Genomic DNA, 16752 nt, shown 5'->3' with positions numbered 1-16752 from the left:
TGAGCACGGAGGACCCCGCACAGTGACCGAAGACAGCATCTGCCGCCGCCTCGTGGGCCGTACGGCCGTCATCACCGGAGCCGGCAGCGGCATCGGCCTCGCCACCGCCCGCCGCCTCGCCGCCGAGGGCGCGCACATCGTCTGCGCCGACATCGACGGGACGAGCGGCAAGGCCGCCGCCGACGAGGCGGGCGGCCTCTTCGTCAAGGCCGATGTCACCGACGCCGAGCAGGTCGAGGCCCTCTTCAAGGCGGCGTACGACACCTACGGCAGCGTCGACATCGCCTTCAACAACGCCGGGATCTCCCCGCCCGACGACGACTCCATCCTGGACACCGGCCTGGAGGCGTGGAAGCGGGTCCAGGAGGTCAACCTCACCTCCGTCTACCTGTGCTGCAAGGCCGCCCTCCCCTATATGCGGCGCCAGGGCAAGGGCTCCATCATCAACACCGCGTCGTTCGTGGCCCGGATGGGCGCCGCCACCAGCCAGATCTCCTACACCGCCTCCAAGGGCGGCGTCCTCGCCATGTCCCGCGAACTGGGCGTGCAGTTCGCCCGCGAGGGCATCCGCGTCAACGCGCTGTGCCCCGGCCCGGTCAACACCCCGCTGCTGCGGGAGCTGTTCGCCAAGGACCCCGAGCGGGCCGCGCGCCGCCTCGTGCACATCCCCGTCGGCCGGTTCGCCGAGGCCGACGAGATCGCCGCCGCCGTCGCCTTCCTGGCCAGCGACGACTCCTCGTTCGTCAACGCCACCGACTTCCTGGTGGACGGCGGGATCTCGGGAGCGTACGTCACACCCCTGTAGCCCGCCCGCGCCGCGGGGCCCGCGCTCGTCCTACAGTGCCGGGGTGAGCACCTCACCGCCGCCCGGCTGGTACCACGATCCGTCGGCCCCGCACCTCGAACGATGGTGGGACGGCACGGCCTGGACCGACCACTGGCGGCAGCCGGAGCCCACACCGCCCCCGCCGCACGAGCACCGGGCGTTCGGGCCCCCACCCGTCGGCGGCGAGTCCGCGCGGGCCAAGGCCATCGCCATGACCGTCGCGGGCGCGGTCCTGGTCACCGTCATCGTCACCGGCGCCCTCGTCCTGCGCGACGCCGACACCGGCGGCGGCGACACCCAGGTGCAACCCGTCCCCGCACCCACGGCCACCGGCAGCGGACCGGCCCCGTCGGCCACGACCGCTGCCCCCGACATGGTCGTGGACCACCTCAACGGGCTCACCTTCCCGGTCCTGGACGGCTGGGAGCCCGCCGGGAGCGGGCTGCCGGAGCACTCCGTGCTGCACACCGACGGCAGCTACGACTGCCCCGGCGAGGGCTCGGTGTGCCGCCACGGCACGGTCACGTCCCGCACGGTCACCGAGAACGACGAGACCTCACCCGAGGCCCTCGCCCGGGCCGACATCGACCACGCCGCCGACGAGGCGTACGACCGCGACGCGATCGACCGGCGCCCCTTCGGCGGCATCGAGTCGCACCGGGAGATCGCCGCCGGGCCGGCTACGGTGGCCGGACGCGCCGGGTACTACGTGCGCTGGCGGGTCGAGACGGCCCTCGGACCGGGCGGCTACGTGCAGTCCCTCGCGTTCCCGTCCAGCACCGGCACCAAGGCCCCGGTCGTCGTCCGGTACATCTTCGACGCGGGCCAGGACGCCCCGCCGCTCACCGACATGGACCGGATCACCGAGGGCATCCGCCCGACCGGCGGGGCGGGGTCCTAGGCCGGAGAAGGGGTGTCAGAGAAACGTCCGGCCCTCGCCCCGGTACGTCGGTACGGTCGCCGTCACCGCGCCCCCCTCCACCAGGTGCAGCGCCTCGAACCGTTCGCACACCTCCCCGGCCTTGGCGTGCCGGAACCACACCTTGTCGCCGATCAGCAGATCGTCGGCCGGTGCGCCCAGCAGCGGCGTCTGCACCTCGCCGGGCCCCTCCTGGGCGTCGTAGCGCAGCCCCTGCGGCAGATACGGCACCGGGAGCCGGTCGCGGCCGACCGGCCCCGACGCCGGATACCCGCCGCCGAGCACCGTCACCACTCCCACACCGGGCCGGCGTACGACCGGCAGCGCGAACAGGGCGGCGGGGCGCCCGCGGAAGGACGTGTAGTTGTCGAACAGCCGCGGCGCGAACAGCCCCGACCCGGCCGCGATCTCGGTGACGGCGTCCTCAGCGGCGGTGTACTGCACACTCCCGGTGCCCCCGCCATTGACGAACTCCAGGTCCGGTACCACCGCCCGCACCGCCCGCACCACCGCGGCCCGCCGCTCGGCCAGTTCCCGGCGCGCGGCGGCCTGCATCAGCCGCACCGCCCGGGAGCGCACCGGCCGCCCGGCGACCGAGTCGCCCACGCCGGCCACATGACCCTCGTACCCCATGATCCCCACGACCTCGAACCCCGGCCGCCGGGTCACCGCCCGCGCGAGGTCGGCGACTTGGGCGGGGGAGTGCAGCGGGGAGCGCAGGGCGCCGATCCGTACGCGTCCGCCGAGCAGCCGCAGCGAGGTGTCCAACTCCAGGCAGACCCGCACCACTTCGCGTCCGCCCGCGCGCGAGGCGTCGATCAGATCGAGCTGCGCCGGGTCGTCGACCATCACCGTGACGGCGGCGGCGAGCTTGGGATCGCCCGCGAGTTCGGCGAACCGGGCCCGGTCCGCCGACGGATACGCCAGCAGTACGTCCTCGAAGCCGGAGCGGGCGAGCCACAGCGACTCGGCGAGCGTGAACGACATGATGCCCGCGAACCCGTCCTTGGCCAGCGCCCGTTCGAGCAGGGCCCGGCAGCGCACGGACTTGCCGGCGACCCGGACCGGCTTGCCGCCCGCCCGGCGCAGCAGGTCGTCCGCGTTGGCGTCGAATGCCTCCAGGTCCACGATCGCGAACGGGGCGTCGAGATGAGCGGTGGCCCGGTCGTAGCGGGCCCGGTCGGCGGCTCGTGCGGTCATGGGACGAAGCCTGCCAGACCCGATTACCGCAGGGTAGGGGGACGTTCCGGGCAGATGCCCCGGGGCCGCGGACTGGTTCCCGTTCGAGCGCGGTCAGCCCGTAGAGTGACGCGCACGCACCGGGAACGCCACCGCTCGCGTAGGTGTACGGGGATGGCGGTCCGGCCGTGCGGGTATGCGTGCCCGGGGAGGACGCACGGGCACGCGCGTACGACGCGGGCACGAGCGTCCGGGCGGCCGCGGGCCCAGAACATGAGGAAACGGGGGGCGCATGAGCACGGAAGCACGACGCCCCCCCTCCCCGACACATTCGCCCCCCCCGCCCTCGGACGACCCCGCCCCGAGCGAGCCACTCACCCCCACCGCCCGCCCGAATCCCCCTCCCCCCACCCCGGAAGCCCCGCCACACCGCGGGCCCGCCCACCGCGACGACGGCATCCCCACACCCACCGGCGACGCCTGGACCCGCCCCCCAGCCACCGCCCTTGAGCGCGCGCCGGGCTCACCCACCCGCGAACCCGGCGTCGGATCCGCCCACCGGGACGGCGACTCCACGCCGGTCGGCGCCCCCGCACCCACCGGCAACGCCTGGACCCGGCCCCCGACCGCCGCCCCACCCGACCTAGAGGGCTCGCCCACCCCCGAGCCAGGCGCCCAGCCCGTCCACCGGGAGGGCATCCCCCCGCACAACCGTGGCCCCGCACCCACGCCCCCAAGGCCGACCGACGCTCCCGTCACCCCACCCGAGGGCGACGGCCCTCCGGACTCCCCTGCCCGCCGGACGGGCGCCGGGGCTGACCAACCGGGCGTCCCTGCCCAGCCCGATCGCGACGGGGCCGCAACCTCCCCTGTCCGCCGGTCGGGCCTCGGGGCTGACCAACCGGGCCGCCCCGCCCCTCCCGACGGCGACGGGGCCGCAACCTCCCCCGCCCGCCGGACGGGCGCCGGGGCTGACCAACCGGGCCGCCCCGCCCCACCCCACCGCAACGGGCCTGCAACCTCCCCCTCCCACCCGCGGCGGGACCGTCCCACCCCACCAGACCCCCGCCCCACCCCACCAGACCCCCGCCCCGCCCCGGCAGACGCGCCCCCGTACCTCCCCCCGCCCCCCGCAGGCCCCTTCGCGCCGCCCCCGCCCGTCGCCTCCGCGCGCTTCCCGGACCGGGCCCCGCGCCGACCGCACCTCCCCGTCGAGACGCCCGGCGAGCGGACCGGACGGCCGCGCCCCCTCGCGCCGGACGCCGAGCACGGCGTACGCCCGCTCCCCGGGCCGGGGGACGCCCTCGGCGGGCGGCCGGTGGTCAGTTTCGGGCGGCCCGAGGGGTACGACGGTGACGCGCGGCCCCGGCCGCTCGGGCGGCGACTGCGCAGCCGTACCGTCGCCGCCGCCTCCTGCCTGGTGCTCGGGCTCGGGCTGATCGGCGGCGCCCTCACCGGCAGCTGGCTGGCCGACGACCCGGCACAGGAGCGGGACGCGTACGCCACCGCCGGTGACATGTGGCACAGCCTCCCCGTCGACCAGCTCTTCCCGCCCGATGTCGACGGCCAGGGCGCGGGCCCCGGCGGCGCCGACCGCACCTGGACCCGGATCGCCGTGGCACCGGACAGCGGCTGCTCCGACGCCTTCGACCCGCTGCTGCGCCAGGCGCTCGCCCCCGTCGGCTGCGAACGGCTGCTGCGCGCCACCTACACCGACGCCACCCAGAGCTTCGTGACCACCGTCGGCCTGCTCTTCACCGGCGCCGACGCCACCGCGATGCGCGCACTGGCCCAGCGGTTCGACGACGAGGGCCTGGCGGACCGTACCGACCTCATGCCCCGCCCGTACGCCGCCGAGGACACCCCCGCGGCCGGCTTCGGCGACGCCCAGCGGGCCTCCTGGACCGTGCATGTGCTCACCGACGCGCCGGTTGTCGTCTACTCCGTCAGCGGCTGGGCCGACGGCCGCGAGGCCGCCGCCCCGCAACCCGCCGCCGAGGCCGTCAAGGCCGACGCCGCCACGGACCCCGCCCAGGCGGGCCTCGGCCACGAGGCCAAGGGCCTCGCCGACCGCGTCGAACGGGCCCTGCGAAAGAACGTCACCTCACCCCCGGAGCAGCCGTCATGAGCCGCCGTACGCACGGCGGGCGGACCCCCGGCCGGGCCGGGCCGCTCGCCGTCCTCCTCGCCGCCGCGGTCACCCTCGTACCGCCCACCACCGCGCACGCCGACAGCATCCGCGCCCAGCAGTGGGCCCTGGAGGCCATGCACACCGAAGAGGCGTGGCGCACCACCCAGGGCGAGGGCATCACCGTCGCCGTCCTGGACACCGGCGTCGACGCCGACCACCCGGACCTCGTCGGCAACGTCCTCACCGGCAAGGACATGGTCGGCTTCGGCGCCGAGCAGGGCGACCGCGCCTGGGCCCGGCACGGCACGGCCATGGCCGGCATCATCGCCGGACACGGCCACGGGGACGAGGGCGAGGACGGCGTCCTCGGCATCGCGCCCGCCGCCAAGATCCTCCCGGTCCGGGTGATCCTGGAGGACGGCGACGCCTCCCGCGCCGAGGCCCGCGAGACCCGCGGCAACGCCCTCGCCGAAGGCATCCGCTGGGCCGCCGACCAGGGCGCCGACGTCATCAACCTCTCCCTCGGCGACGACTCCGCCTCCGCCCACCCCGAACCCGCCGAGGACGAGGCCGTCCAGTACGCCCTCGACAAGGGCGCGGTCGTCGTCGCCTCCGCCGGCAACGGCGGCGAGAGCGGCGACCACATCTCCTACCCGGCCGCCTACCCCGGCGTGATAGCGGCCACCGCCGTCGACAAGTACGGCACCCGCGCCTCCTTCTCCACCCGCCGCTGGTACGCCACGGTCAGCGCCCCCGGCGTCGACGTCGTCATCGCCGACCCCGACCGCAAGTACTACGAGGGCTGGGGCACCAGCGCCGCCGCCGCCTTCGTCTCGGGCGCGGTCGCCCTCGTCAAGTCCGCCCACCCCGGCCTCACCCCGGCCCAGATCAAGACCCTCCTGGAGGACACCGCCCGCGACGCCCCCGTCGACGGCCGCGACGACTCCCGGGGCTTCGGCTTCATCGACCCGGCCGCCGCCATCGCCCAGGCCGCCGACCTGACCCCGGAGAACCTCACGGCGGCGGCCTACGGCGCCGACTACTTCGGCCCCGGCCCCGACCGCCCCGACGACGACTCCGCCACGGGCGGCTGGGCCATTCCCCTGGCGGTCGGCACGGGCGGCGCGCTCCTGGTCGGCGCGGTGATCATCTGGCGCGGCAGGCGCGAGTACGAGCGCTTCTGACGGCGACAGGGCAGGGGGGAGGGTAAGGGCGAGGGCAACGCCCCCAGGGGTGCGGGGCCGTATCCCTATATCCCTGTACGAGATATCCCCATATCCCTGTACGGGCTCTTATCCGGCGGTCCCGTCGAACACGGAAACCGCCGCCTGCGCCGCGCCCTCCGCCACCGAGATCCCCTCGGCCTGCGACACATTCCCGTCCGACAGCACCGCGACGAGGAACTCCCGCCCGCCCGCCGACACCCGCCCCACACTGTTGATGTCCCACAACCCGGTGGCCGTCCGCGGCAGCCACCCGTTCTTCAGCGCCCACGCATCCGCGTCGGCCGCCGCCGACACCCCCCACTGCTGCCCGGCCACTATCTGCCCCATCAGTCCCTGCACATACGCCTGCGAGTCCGCGCTCAGCAGCGAACCGTCCTCGAACACCTGCTGGAGCAGCACGAGCTGATCGGCGGCCGTCGTCTGCGTCAGACCCCACGACCCCGCGTCGCCCCCTTGCGTCCCGGTCAGCCCGAACCGCTCATTGGCCGCGTCCAGCCCGGGCGCCTCCCCGATCGCCGTCCACAACGCCGACGCCGACGCGTTGTCGCTCTGCTCGATCATCGCCGTGGCGTACGACTTCTCCGACGCCGTCAACTGCCGCCCCGCGTCCTGCGCCTGGAGCAGCAGCGTCGCCAGGATGTCCACCTTGACGATGCTCGCGGTGTCGAACGTGCTGCCGTCGCCGTACACCGCGCTGTCCCCGGACGCCACGTCCAGCACCGCCACCGACACCCGCGCCTGGTCCCCGAGCGGCACCCCGGCCATCGCGTCGGCCAGCAGGGCGTCATAGTCGATCGGCGGCTGGGTCACCACGGGCTGTACCGTCCCCTCGGCCGCCGGGGCCGACGACGTCGCCGCCGAGGATACGGGCCGTAGGGCGGAGTCGGGCGAGGCCAGGGCGTACGCCATCCCCGCCGCCGTACCGGCCGCCACGACGGCCGCGGCGAGGGCTGCGCCGAGCACGGCACGTCGGTCTCGTCGGGACTTCATGCCCGCGATGCTCCGGGTGCCGGCTGTGCGGCTTGTTAGACGGACATTAATTTTCCGTCAGAGATTCCCGGGTGCGGAGTGAGGCCGTGACAGCCGGGTAAACCGCCCCGCCCAAGTCCGGCGCCACCGCCTCGATAGGGTCGGGACCGTGGCGAACAAGAACATTCCCGACCCGGGCTACTCCGACGACGACGGCCGTGCCGACCCCCGGCTGAGCGCGGCGCTGGCGGCCTGGGCCACGGACCGTACCGCGGTGGAGCCGGTGCTGTCCGCGCTCAAGGACAGCCGGCTGCTGGTCCCGGTCGTCGCCGTGCTCGGCGAGGTCGAGGAGGACGCGCGGGGGCTGCGCCGCGAGAAGACCAGCGACATGGCCGTGCCCACCCTGAAGGCGGGCGGCCGTACCGCGCTGCCCGCGTTCACCTCCACCGCCACCCTGGCCCGCTGGGACCCGGCGGCCCGCCCGGTCGCCGTACCCCTGCACCAGGCGCTCCGGGCGGCGGCGCACGAGAAGGCGGACACGGTGGTGCTGGACCTGGCCGGGCCGGTGCCGTTCGAGCTGACCGGACCCGCGCTGCGGGCGCTGGCGGAGGGACGCACCAGCGCCGACCCGCTGGCCGACCCGGCGGTCACCGAGGCGGTGCGGGCCGCGGTCGCCGCCGAGCCGGCCGTCGTACGGGCCTACCTGGGCCCCGGACCCGCCGACGGCACCCTGGCCCTCGTCCTCGACCCCGACGCCGCCCCGGCCGGTACGGCACGGGCCGTCGCCGGGCGGCTGGCGGGGGACGAGACGCTGCGGGCCCGCCTGGTACGCGGCCTCGACCTGGCACTGCTGCCGGCCGGGACACCACCACCGGGCGAGCCCCTCTACGTACGGGACGAGCCGTAGTACGGGCAATGGAGAAGAGCGGAGCGGGCGGAGCGTGGGTCAGGTGTAGAGCGGGCCGGTGTACTTCTCGCCCGGGCCCTGGCCCGGCGCGTCCGGCACCACGGACGCCTCGCGGAACGCCAGCTGGAGCGACTTCAGTCCGTCGCGCAGCGGGGCCGCGTGGAAGGAGCTGATCTCCGTCGCGCTGCCGTCCATCAGACCGGCGAGGGCGTGGATCAGCTTGCGGGCCTCGTCCAGGTCCTTGTGCTTCTCGCCCTCCTCCGTGAGCCCGAGCTTCACGGCGGCGGCACTCATCAGATTGACGGCGACCGTCACAATCACCTCGACCGCGGGGACCTCGGCGATGTCCCGGGTCATGTCGTTGAAGTCGGGGGTCTCTTCACTCATGGCGTTCACCTTAGAGGGGGACGCAGGGGCCTCGCCCCCGCCGGTCCGGGATCCGGCCGGGCGCCAGTCGTCCACCCCTCCCGCGCGCGTCGGAGGCCGCCCCTGCCTCCCGGTTCGCCGTGGCCCTGGGGAGCTGCTAACCTTGTGTGACGACCGGCCGGACACGTATGCCTCGCGGCTCACGAGCCCGGCCCACAAGTGGAGGCTTCGAACTCCCACCTGATCGCCCTGCCGGGCGGCGGGTCACCGGTCAGACGGTCCCGCCCATCCGGCGGTGATCCGTCCGAAACGCGCCCCGCGATCCTCGCGGCGGTGTTCCGGTAGTTCGAGGAGCCCCGCCTGTGATCGTCCCGGGGCATTTTTTGTGCTTCGGCGCGGTTAGGTCTACCGAAAAGTGACGTAACGCGGCCGTCCGCCAGACTGCCGTGTGGTGCTACCGAGGAGGACAAATCAGCGCCGAGCCCCGCATCAACGACCGGATTCGCGTTCCTGAGGTGCGACTTGTCGGTCCCAGTGGCGAGCAGGTGGGTATCGTCCCGCTGGCCAAGGCACTGGAGCTTGCCCAGGAGTACGACCTCGACCTCGTCGAGGTGGCGGCGAACGCCCGTCCGCCCGTATGCAAGCTCATGGACTACGGCAAGTTCAAGTACGAGTCGGCCATGAAGGCCCGTGAGGCGCGCAAGAACCAGGCGCACACGGTCATCAAGGAGATGAAGCTCCGGCCGAAGATCGACCCGCACGACTACGACACCAAAAAGGGTCACGTCGTCCGGTTCCTCAAGCAGGGCGACAAGGTCAAGATCACGATCATGTTCCGCGGACGCGAGCAGTCCCGGCCCGAGCTGGGTTACCGGCTGCTCCAGCGGCTCGCGGAGGACGTCCAGGACCTCGGCTTCGTGGAGTCGAATCCGAAGCAGGACGGCCGCAACATGATCATGGTCCTCGGTCCGCACAAGAAGAAGACCGAGGCGATGGCCGAGGCCCGCCAGGCGCAGGAAGCCCGCAAGGCGTCCGCGAAGGCGAACCCCGGTCGCTCGCAGAACCCCGCCGACGCGGACGCTCCGGAGGGTGCGGAGGCCGACGCCGACGCGGAGACCCCCGCCGAGGAGCACGCCGACGCGTGATTCCGGGGACGCCAGTCCCAGGACATGACCGCACGACAGAGCGACGTTCCGCCGTGCCCGGTTCATCCGACCGGGCACCGGAGCGCCACAACGAGGAGATAACGGCGCTATGCCGAAGAACAAGACGCACAGCGGTGCCAGCAAGCGCTTCAAGATCACCGGCTCCGGCAAGGTGCTCCGTGAGCGCGCCGGCAAGCGCCACCTGCTTGAGCACAAGTCGTCCCGCGTGACGCGCCGCCTCACCGGCAACGCCGAGATGGCCCCGGGCGACGCCAAGAAGATCAAGAAGCTTCTCGGCAAGTGACCTCCGGCGCGGAGGTTGCTTTCGCGCCTGATCTTTGACCGGGACCCAAATCGTTTCCGGGCCGCGTGAGTTCCACCGCGGCCCCGCTACAAGGAGTTAACAAGTGGCACGCGTCAAGCGGGCAGTCAACGCCCACAAGAAGCGCCGGGCGATCCTGGAGCAGGCCTCCGGGTACCGCGGTCAGCGTTCGCGCCTGTACCGCAAGGCCAAGGAGCAGGTCACCCACTCGCTGGTCTACAACTACAACGACCGCAAGAAGCGCAAGGGTGACTTCCGCCAGCTGTGGATCCAGCGCATCAACGCCGCTGCCCGCGCCAACGGCATCACGTACAACCGCTTCATCCAGGGCCTGAAGGCCGCGAACGTCGAGGTCGACCGCAAGATCCTCGCCGAGCTGGCCGTCAACGACGCCAACGCCTTCGCCGCGCTCGTCGAGGTCGCGCAGAAGGCGCTGCCGGCGGACGTGAACGCGCCCAAGGCGGCGTGATCGCTGCGCTGGCTGTGCCGGTGATTTCGGGACCCGTGGGTGCGTATGCCTGCGGGTCCCTTTGCTTGTGACCTGGGCCGGTCCCCTGCCGGTCGCGCATCCACGCGGGTCGGCCGCGACGCCTCAGGGCGGGGAACTGCGCGATCAGCCACGTTCTTGCCTCACCTGGCCACGAGTCCCGAGGGCGGGTGCGGGCCGGTGGGGGCTGGTCGCGCAGTTCCCCGCGCCCTGAAGGGGCGCGGCGGTCCGGCCATGCCGAGAACATCTGACCCCAGCGAAAGTGAACACATGCCTGCCCCCACCCCCGATCTCATCTCCCCCCGCTCGCCCCGGGTCACCGCCGCCCGGCGGCTCGGGAAGCGGAGTTTCCGGGGGAAGGAGCGGCTGTTTCTCGCGGAGGGGCCGCAGACCGTACGGGAGGCGGGGGCGCAGCCGGACACGCTGGTGGAGCTGTTCGCCACGCTGGACGCCGCGGAGCGGTACGCCGACATCATCGGGGAGGCTCGTGCGGTCGGGGCCCGGGTGCATCTCGCGTCCGAGCAGGTCATCGCCGACATCTCGACGACCGTGACCCCGCAGGGGCTGGTCGGGGTGTGCCGGTTCATCGACACGCCGTTCGCGGAGATCCTCGCGGCGCGGCCCCGGCTCGTCGCCGTGCTCGCCCACGTCCGGGACCCCGGCAACGCCGGGACCGTGCTGCGGTGCGCGGACGCCGCCGGGGCGGAGGCCGTCGTACTGACCGACGCGTCCGTGGATCTGTACAACCCGAAGGCCGTCCGGGCCTCGGTCGGGTCGCTGTTCCATCTGCCCGTCGCCGTCGGTGTGCCCGTCGAGGAGGCCGTGGCGGGGCTCCGGGGCGCCGGGGTACGGGTGCTCGCCGCCGACGGGGCCGGGCGGCACGATCTCGACGACGAGCTGGACAAGGGCACCATGGGCGGCCCCACCGCGTGGGTGTTCGGCAATGAGGCGTGGGGCCTGCCGGAGGAGACCCGCGCGCTCGCCGACGCCGTCGTCCGCGTCCCCCTGCACGGCCGCGCCGAGAGCCTGAACCTGGCGACCGCCGCCGCCGTATGCCTCTACGCGTCGGCCCGCGCACAGCGAGCCCCGGGCGGCTGCCGCACCACGACCGGGAGCTAGGGCCCCGCTGGCGGCCCCCCAAGAGCAACGGGGCGCGGGAATGCCGGATGCCCACACCCCCTAGGGGCGCGGGGAACTGCGCGACCAGCCCCACGCACCCGCAGCCGAAGAACTACCCCCCTACCCCCCACCCCCTCCGGGCGGACGGCGGCAATTGTCGGACAGCCCCTAGTAGGGTGACCAACCCGGGGGCCTCCTGCGTGGTCCGAGAGGTGGGGTACGGGGATGAGTGTCGGTACGAGCAGCGTGCCGGGTGCGCCTCAGGTGCCGCGCCCCGTCGCGCCCCGCCCGCCCGCCGGGTCCGCGGGCCCCGCGGAGGGCGTCCACCCCGACGACCTGCCCGACGGCCTCGTCGTCGCCGACGAGCACGGCCGAGTCGTCTGCTTCAACCGCGCCGCCGAGCGGATCACCGCCCTCGCCGCCGCCGCCGCCCTCGGGCAGCCGCTGGAGAATGCGCTGCCGCTGGAGGATCTGGAGGGGCGCCGCTGGTGGCAGCTGACCGACCCGTACGGCGGGCTCGCCATCCGGGTGCGGCAGCCCGAGCGGAATCTGCTGCTGCCCGGCGGGCGGGAGGTGCTCGTCTCCGCCCGGTATGTGCGCGACGAGCCCACCGGACCCGTACGGCGGCTGGTGATCTCGCTGCGGGACACCGAGGCCCGGCGCCGCACCGAGCGCAGTCACGCCGAGCTGATAGCGACCGTCGCGCACGAACTGCGGTCCCCGCTGACCTCCGTGAAGGGGTTCACGGCCACCCTGCTGGCCAAGTGGGAGCGCTTCACCGACGACCAGAAGCGGCTCATGCTGGAGACCGTCGACGCCGACGCCGACCGGGTCACCCGGCTCATCGCCGAGCTGCTGGACATCTCCCGGATCGACTCGGGGCGGCTGGAGGTGCGCAGGCAGCCCGTGGACATGGGCACCGCCGTCGGACGGCACATCCAGGCGTATGTCGCCGCCGGGCAGCGCGCCGACCGCTTCCTGCTGCGGGTCGGACAGCCGCTGCCGCCCCTGTGGGCCGATCCGGACAAGGTCGACCAGGTGCTCAGCAACCTGATCGAAAATGCCGTGCGGCACGGCGAGGGAACCGTCACCATCGATGTCATGCCCGCCGCGTCCCCCCGGGAGGGAGAGGACGCCGGCACATCGGTCACCGTGAGCGACGAGGGCACCGGTATCCCGGAGGAGTCCATGAACCGCGTCTTCACCCGCTTCTGGCGCGGCAGCAAGCGCGGCGGCACCGGCCTCGGGCTCTACATCGTCAAGGGCATCGTGGAGGCCCACGGCGGCACCATCACGGTCGGCCGGGCCCCCGGCGGCGGCGCCGAGTTCCGATTTACGCTGCCCGTGGCGATCCCGGCGTATCTCGCCTAGCGGCCACGGGCGCATCCGGATATCCGCACCCCGTTAGACTCGGCCTTTGGCACCTTTGTGCCCGCGCGTGGCCCAGCGCGTCCCGGCGAGCCGGTGACCGTGAGTCGGTGACGGGACCTTCAGCCAGCCAATCGGAAGTACGGGAAGAGATGTCGGCACCCAATAAGTCGTACGACCCGGTAGAGGTCCAGACCTTGAAACCGGAAGAGACCGAGCGCATGCGGGACGAGGCGCTCGCCGCCTTCGCCGCCGCCACCTCGCTCGACGCGCTCCAGGAGGCCAAGGTCGCGCACACCGGCGGCACCTCCCCGCTGGCCCTCGCCAACCGGGAGATCGGCGCCCTGCCCCCGCACGCCAAGGCCGACGCCGGCAAGCGGGTGGGCCAGGCGCGCGGCGCGGTGAACACGGCCCTGGCCGCCCGCCAGGCCGAGCTGGAGGCCGAGCGGGACGCCCGGGTGCTGGTCGAGGAGGCCGTGGACGTCACCCTGCCCTTCGACCGGGTCCCGGTGGGCGCCCGGCATCCGCTGACCACCCTCTCCGAGCGCATCGAGGACGTCTTCACGGCCATGGGCTACGAGGTCGCCGAGGGCCCCGAGGCCGAGGCGGAGTGGTTCAACTTCGACGCCCTGAACATCGGCCCCGACCACCCCGCGCGCGGCGAGGCCGACACCTTCTTCGTGCGCGGCGAGCAGGGTGGCGCCGAGTCCGGGGTCGTGCTGCGCACCCACACCTCGCCCGTGCAGATCCGCTCACTGCTCGACCGTGAGCTGCCGGTGTACGTGATCTGTCCCGGCCGCGTCTACCGCACCGACGAGCTGGACGCCACCCACACCCCGGTCTTCCACCAGGTCGAGCTGCTCGCCGTGGACGAGGGCCTGACCATGGCGGACCTCAAGGGCACCCTCGACCACATGGTGCAGTCGTTGTTCGGCGCGGACATGAAGACCCGGCTGCGGCCGAATTTCTTCCCCTTCACCGAGCCGTCCGCCGAGATGGACATGGTGTGCTACGTCTGCCGGGGCGCCTCCGTCGGCAACCCCGACCGGCCCTGCCGCACCTGCTCCTCCGAGGGCTGGATCGAGCTGGGCGGCTGCGGCATGGTCAACCCCCGGGTGCTCACCGCCTGCGGGGTCGACCCGGAGAAGTACAGCGGGTTCGCCTTCGGGTTCGGCATCGAGCGGATGCTGATGTTCCGCCACAACGTCGAAGACATGCGAGACATGGTCGAGGGTGACGTCCGGTTCACCCGGCCCTTCGGGATGGAGATCTGATGCGGGTCCCGCTTTCTTGGCTGCGGGAGTACGTCGACCTGCCGGCCACCGAGACCGGTCGTGACGTCCAGGCCAAGCTCATCGCGGCCGGACTTGAGGTCGAGACGGTCGAACAGCTCGGCGACGGCCTCAAGGGCCCCCTGGTCGTCGGCCAGGTACGGACCATCGAGGAGCTGGAGGGCTTCAAGAAGCCGATCCGCTTCTGCACGGTCGACGTCGGCCAGGCCAATGGCACCGGTGAGCCGCAGGAGATCGTCTGCGGCGCCCGCAACTTCGCCGTCGGCGACAAGGTCGTGGTCGTGCTCCCCGGGGCCGTGCTGCCCGGCGGGTTCGCCATCTCCGCCCGCAAGACGTACGGCAAAACCTCGCACGGCATGATCTGCTCCAGCGACGAGCTGGGCATGGGCGACGACGGCAGCAAGGGCATCATCGTGCTGCCGGCCGAGACCGAGGTCGGCAAGGACGCCATCGAGCTGCTGGAACTCGTCGACGAGGTCCTCGACATCGCCGTCACCGCCAACCGCGGCGACTGTCTGTCGATCCGCGGCGTCGCCCGCGAGACCGCCATCGGCTACGGGCTGCCGCTGCGCGACCCGGCGCTGCTGGACGTGCCCGCGCCCAACGCCTTCGGCTACCCCGTCGAGGTCGCCGACCCACTCGGCTGCGACCGCTTCACCGCCCGTACGGTGACCGGGCTGCACCCCGAGGCCCGCTCCCCGCTCTGGCTCCAGCGCCGGCTCCAGAAGGTCGGCATGCGCCCGATCTCGCTCGCCGTCGATGTCACCAACTACGTGATGATGGAGCTGGGCCAGCCGCTGCACGCCTACGACCGGGGCCTGGTCCAGGGCACCATCGGGGTCCGCAGGGCCGGCGAGGGCGAGAAGATCGTCACCCTCGACGGGGTGGAGCGCACGCTGCACGCCGAGGACCTGGTGATCACCGACGACCGGGGGCCCATCGGCCTCGCGGGCGTCATGGGCGGCGCCAACACCGAGATCGCCGATCACGACGCCGCCGAGGGCGCCACCAGCGACGTGGTCATCGAGGCCGCGCACTTCGACGCCGTCTCCATCGCCCGTACGGCCCGCCGCCACAAGCTGTCCTCCGAGGCGTCCCGGCGCTTCGAGCGGGGCGTCGACCCGCAGGCCGCGTCCGCCGCCGCCCAGCGCACGGTGGATCTGCTGGTGCTGCTCGCGGGCGGCACCGCCGAGGCCGGCGTCACCGAGGTCGCCGCCCCGTCCGCACCGCACACCATCACCGCCCCCGCCGACCACCCCGACAGGGTCGCGGGCGTGGTGTACGGCCGGGAGATCGTCGTACGCCGCCTTCAGCAGGTCGGCTGCGATGTGTACGGGCAGGACGAACTGGTCGTCACCGTGCCGTCGTGGCGGCCCGACCTGCTGGAGCGCAACGACCTCGCCGAGGAGGTCATCCGCCTGGAGGGGTACGAGAACCTGCCCTCCACCCTGCCCAGGCCCGAACCCGGGCGCGGACTGACCGACCGGCAGCGGCTGCACCGCCGGGTCGGCCGGGCGCTGGCGGGGGCCGGCTATGTCGAGGCGCTGAACTATCCCTTCCTCGGCGCGACCGCCTTCGACCAGCTCGGTCTCGACGCCGACGACCCGGCCCGCCGGGTGGTCACCCTGGCCAACCCGCTCAACGACGAGGAACCGGCGCTCCGTACGACGCTGCTGCCGGGGCTGCTCGGCGCGCTGCGCCGCAACGACGGGCGTGGGTCGCACGACCTGGCGCTGTTCGAGACGGGGCTGGTCTTCCTCCCGCGCGAGGACCGGGTCAGCGCCGCGCAGCCGCCGGTGGACCGGCGTCCGACGGACGCGGAACTGGCCGCGCTGAACGCGACGCTGCCCGAGCAGCCGCGCCATGTCGCCGTCGTCCTCGCGGGCGCGCGCGAGCAGGCCGGCTGGTGGGGCAAGGGGCGTCCGGCGGACTGGGCCGACGCGGTGCAGGCGGCACGCGCCGTCGCCCGCGAGGCCGGGGCCGAACTTCTCGTCCGCCAGGGGCGGTACGGGCCCTGGCACCCCGGGCGCTGCGCCGAACTGGCGGTCGTCGTGGACGGTGCCGAGCGGATCGTGGGACATGCCGGCGAGCTGCATCCGCGGGTGCTCAAGGCGTTCGGGCTGCCCGAGCGGAGCTGTGCGATGGAGCTGGATCTCGACGCGGTGGAGGCCGCCGGGGGCGGGGCGCTCCAGGCGCCGCGGATCTCGACGTTCCCCGTCGCGACGCAGGATGTCGCGCTGGTGGTGGACGCCGGGACACCGCACGCCCGGGTCGAGGCGGCGCTCCGCGACGGCGCGGGTGAACTGCTGGAGGGCATCCGGCTGTTCGACGTGTACGTCAACGACGAGCAGCTGGGCGCCGGGAAGAAGTCGCTGGCGTACGCGCTGCGGTTCCGCGCGGGGGATCGGACGCTGACCGTCGATGAGGCGTCGGCGGCCCGGGACGCGGCGGTGGCCCTCGCGGGCGAGCGGACGGGGGCGGTGCTGCGGGGCTGAG

At 73.5% G+C, this 16752-nt stretch carries 15 protein-coding genes; 12 read left to right on the top strand and 3 right to left on the bottom strand.

Features of this window, described 5'->3' with window-relative positions:
• The first annotated feature begins 22 nt into the window (after positions 1–22).
• Both ACFRFC_RS21895 and ACFRFC_RS21890 read left to right on the top strand, forming a co-directional pair.
• Positions 23–805, top strand: coding sequence for a 3-oxoacyl-ACP reductase (locus ACFRFC_RS21895; protein ID WP_382687803.1), 783 nt, complete (start codon positions 23–25; stop codon positions 803–805).
• A 43-nt stretch (positions 806–848) separates the two neighbouring features.
• Positions 849–1727 carry a DUF2510 domain-containing protein gene (locus ACFRFC_RS21890; RefSeq protein WP_382687800.1) on the top strand — a complete coding sequence of 293 codons (879 nt, stop codon included), beginning with the start codon at positions 849–851 and terminating at the stop codon, positions 1725–1727.
• A gap of 15 nt (positions 1728–1742) precedes the next feature.
• Here the strand turns inward: ACFRFC_RS21890 and ACFRFC_RS21885 are convergent, their stop codons facing one another.
• On the bottom strand, positions 1743–2945 hold the full coding sequence (locus ACFRFC_RS21885; protein WP_382687798.1) for an amino acid deaminase/aldolase: 1203 nt from the start codon (positions 2943–2945) through the stop codon (positions 1743–1745).
• A gap of 1297 nt (positions 2946–4242) precedes the next feature.
• Between ACFRFC_RS21885 and ACFRFC_RS21880 the strand changes: the two genes are divergently transcribed.
• Positions 4243–5052 (top strand): hypothetical protein, encoded by an 810-nt coding sequence (locus ACFRFC_RS21880; protein ID WP_382687795.1) that lies wholly within the window; start codon positions 4243–4245, stop codon positions 5050–5052.
• Positions 5049–6239 carry a type VII secretion-associated serine protease mycosin gene (mycP, locus tag ACFRFC_RS21875; protein ID WP_382687792.1) on the top strand — a complete coding sequence of 397 codons (1191 nt, stop codon included), beginning with the start codon at positions 5049–5051 and terminating at the stop codon, positions 6237–6239. Before ACFRFC_RS21880 ends, mycP begins: the two co-directional genes overlap by 4 nt.
• Before the next feature lie 108 nt (positions 6240–6347).
• On the opposite strand, the gene ACFRFC_RS21870 is transcribed toward mycP, so the two are convergent.
• The gene (locus ACFRFC_RS21870; RefSeq protein ID WP_382687789.1) at positions 6348–7271 is read right to left on the bottom strand and encodes a serine hydrolase; all 924 of its coding nucleotides are present in this window, start codon (positions 7269–7271) and stop codon (positions 6348–6350) included.
• A gap of 148 nt (positions 7272–7419) precedes the next feature.
• On the opposite strand from ACFRFC_RS21870, the gene ACFRFC_RS21865 reads away from it, so the two are divergent.
• Entirely contained in the window at positions 7420–8157 is a 738-nt protein-coding gene (locus ACFRFC_RS21865; protein ID WP_382687787.1) for an SseB family protein, read from the top strand.
• A 39-nt stretch (positions 8158–8196) separates the two neighbouring features.
• Here the strand turns inward: ACFRFC_RS21865 and ACFRFC_RS21860 are convergent, their stop codons facing one another.
• Positions 8197–8544, bottom strand: a complete 348-nt coding sequence (locus ACFRFC_RS21860) for a DUF1844 domain-containing protein (protein ID WP_382687785.1) — start codon at positions 8542–8544, stop codon at positions 8197–8199.
• A gap of 425 nt (positions 8545–8969) precedes the next feature.
• Between ACFRFC_RS21860 and infC the strand changes: the two genes are divergently transcribed.
• The 7 genes from infC to pheT all read left to right on the top strand — a co-directional run bounded on the left by infC (position 8970) and on the right by pheT (position 16751).
• Entirely contained in the window at positions 8970–9668 is a 699-nt protein-coding gene (infC, locus tag ACFRFC_RS21855) for a translation initiation factor IF-3 (protein WP_382687782.1), read from the top strand.
• A gap of 109 nt (positions 9669–9777) precedes the next feature.
• Positions 9778–9972: a 50S ribosomal protein L35 gene (gene rpmI, locus ACFRFC_RS21850; protein WP_030418114.1), complete on the top strand. Its 195-nt coding sequence runs from the start codon at positions 9778–9780 to the stop codon at positions 9970–9972.
• Positions 9973–10075: 103 nt separating this feature from the next.
• The gene (rplT, locus tag ACFRFC_RS21845; protein WP_030744620.1) at positions 10076–10459 is read left to right on the top strand and encodes a 50S ribosomal protein L20; all 384 of its coding nucleotides are present in this window, start codon (positions 10076–10078) and stop codon (positions 10457–10459) included.
• A 288-nt stretch (positions 10460–10747) separates the two neighbouring features.
• Positions 10748–11596 (top strand): TrmH family RNA methyltransferase, encoded by an 849-nt coding sequence (locus ACFRFC_RS21840; protein WP_382687778.1) that lies wholly within the window; start codon positions 10748–10750, stop codon positions 11594–11596.
• A 225-nt stretch (positions 11597–11821) separates the two neighbouring features.
• Positions 11822–12967, top strand: coding sequence for an ATP-binding protein (locus ACFRFC_RS21835; protein ID WP_382687775.1), 1146 nt, complete (start codon positions 11822–11824; stop codon positions 12965–12967).
• A gap of 149 nt (positions 12968–13116) precedes the next feature.
• Positions 13117–14238 (top strand): phenylalanine--tRNA ligase subunit alpha, encoded by a 1122-nt coding sequence (gene pheS / locus ACFRFC_RS21830; RefSeq protein WP_382687773.1) that lies wholly within the window; start codon positions 13117–13119, stop codon positions 14236–14238.
• Positions 14238–16751 (top strand): phenylalanine--tRNA ligase subunit beta, encoded by a 2514-nt coding sequence (pheT, locus tag ACFRFC_RS21825; protein ID WP_382687771.1) that lies wholly within the window; start codon positions 14238–14240, stop codon positions 16749–16751. Before pheS ends, pheT begins: the two co-directional genes overlap by 1 nt.
• Position 16752 lies beyond the last annotated feature (1 nt).

The organism is Streptomyces sp. NPDC056734, from assembly GCF_042790455.1.
Lineage (GTDB): Bacteria > Actinomycetota > Actinomycetes > Streptomycetales > Streptomycetaceae > Streptomyces.
The sequence above is the reverse complement of the archived record's forward strand: the minus strand, read 5'-3'. Positions and strand labels throughout refer to the sequence as shown.

Bases quoted from the DNA above. Each gene is read 5' to 3' on its own strand.
- ACFRFC_RS21885 (WP_382687798.1), bottom strand. From the start codon at position 2,945: ATGACCGCACGAGCCGCCGACCGGGCCCGCTACGACCGGGCCACCGCT.
- mycP (WP_382687792.1), top strand. From the start codon at position 5,049: ATGAGCCGCCGTACGCACGGCGGGCGGACCCCCGGCCGGGCCGGGCCG.
- ACFRFC_RS21870 (WP_382687789.1), bottom strand. From the start codon at position 7,271: ATGAAGTCCCGACGAGACCGACGTGCCGTGCTCGGCGCAGCCCTCGCC.
- ACFRFC_RS21860 (WP_382687785.1), bottom strand. From the start codon at position 8,544: ATGAGTGAAGAGACCCCCGACTTCAACGACATGACCCGGGACATCGCC.
- rpmI (WP_030418114.1), top strand. From the start codon at position 9,778: ATGCCGAAGAACAAGACGCACAGCGGTGCCAGCAAGCGCTTCAAGATC.
- ACFRFC_RS21840 (WP_382687778.1), top strand. From the start codon at position 10,748: ATGCCTGCCCCCACCCCCGATCTCATCTCCCCCCGCTCGCCCCGGGTC.
- ACFRFC_RS21835 (WP_382687775.1), top strand. From the start codon at position 11,822: ATGAGTGTCGGTACGAGCAGCGTGCCGGGTGCGCCTCAGGTGCCGCGC.
- pheS (WP_382687773.1), top strand. From the start codon at position 13,117: ATGTCGGCACCCAATAAGTCGTACGACCCGGTAGAGGTCCAGACCTTG.
- pheT (WP_382687771.1), top strand. From the start codon at position 14,238: ATGCGGGTCCCGCTTTCTTGGCTGCGGGAGTACGTCGACCTGCCGGCC.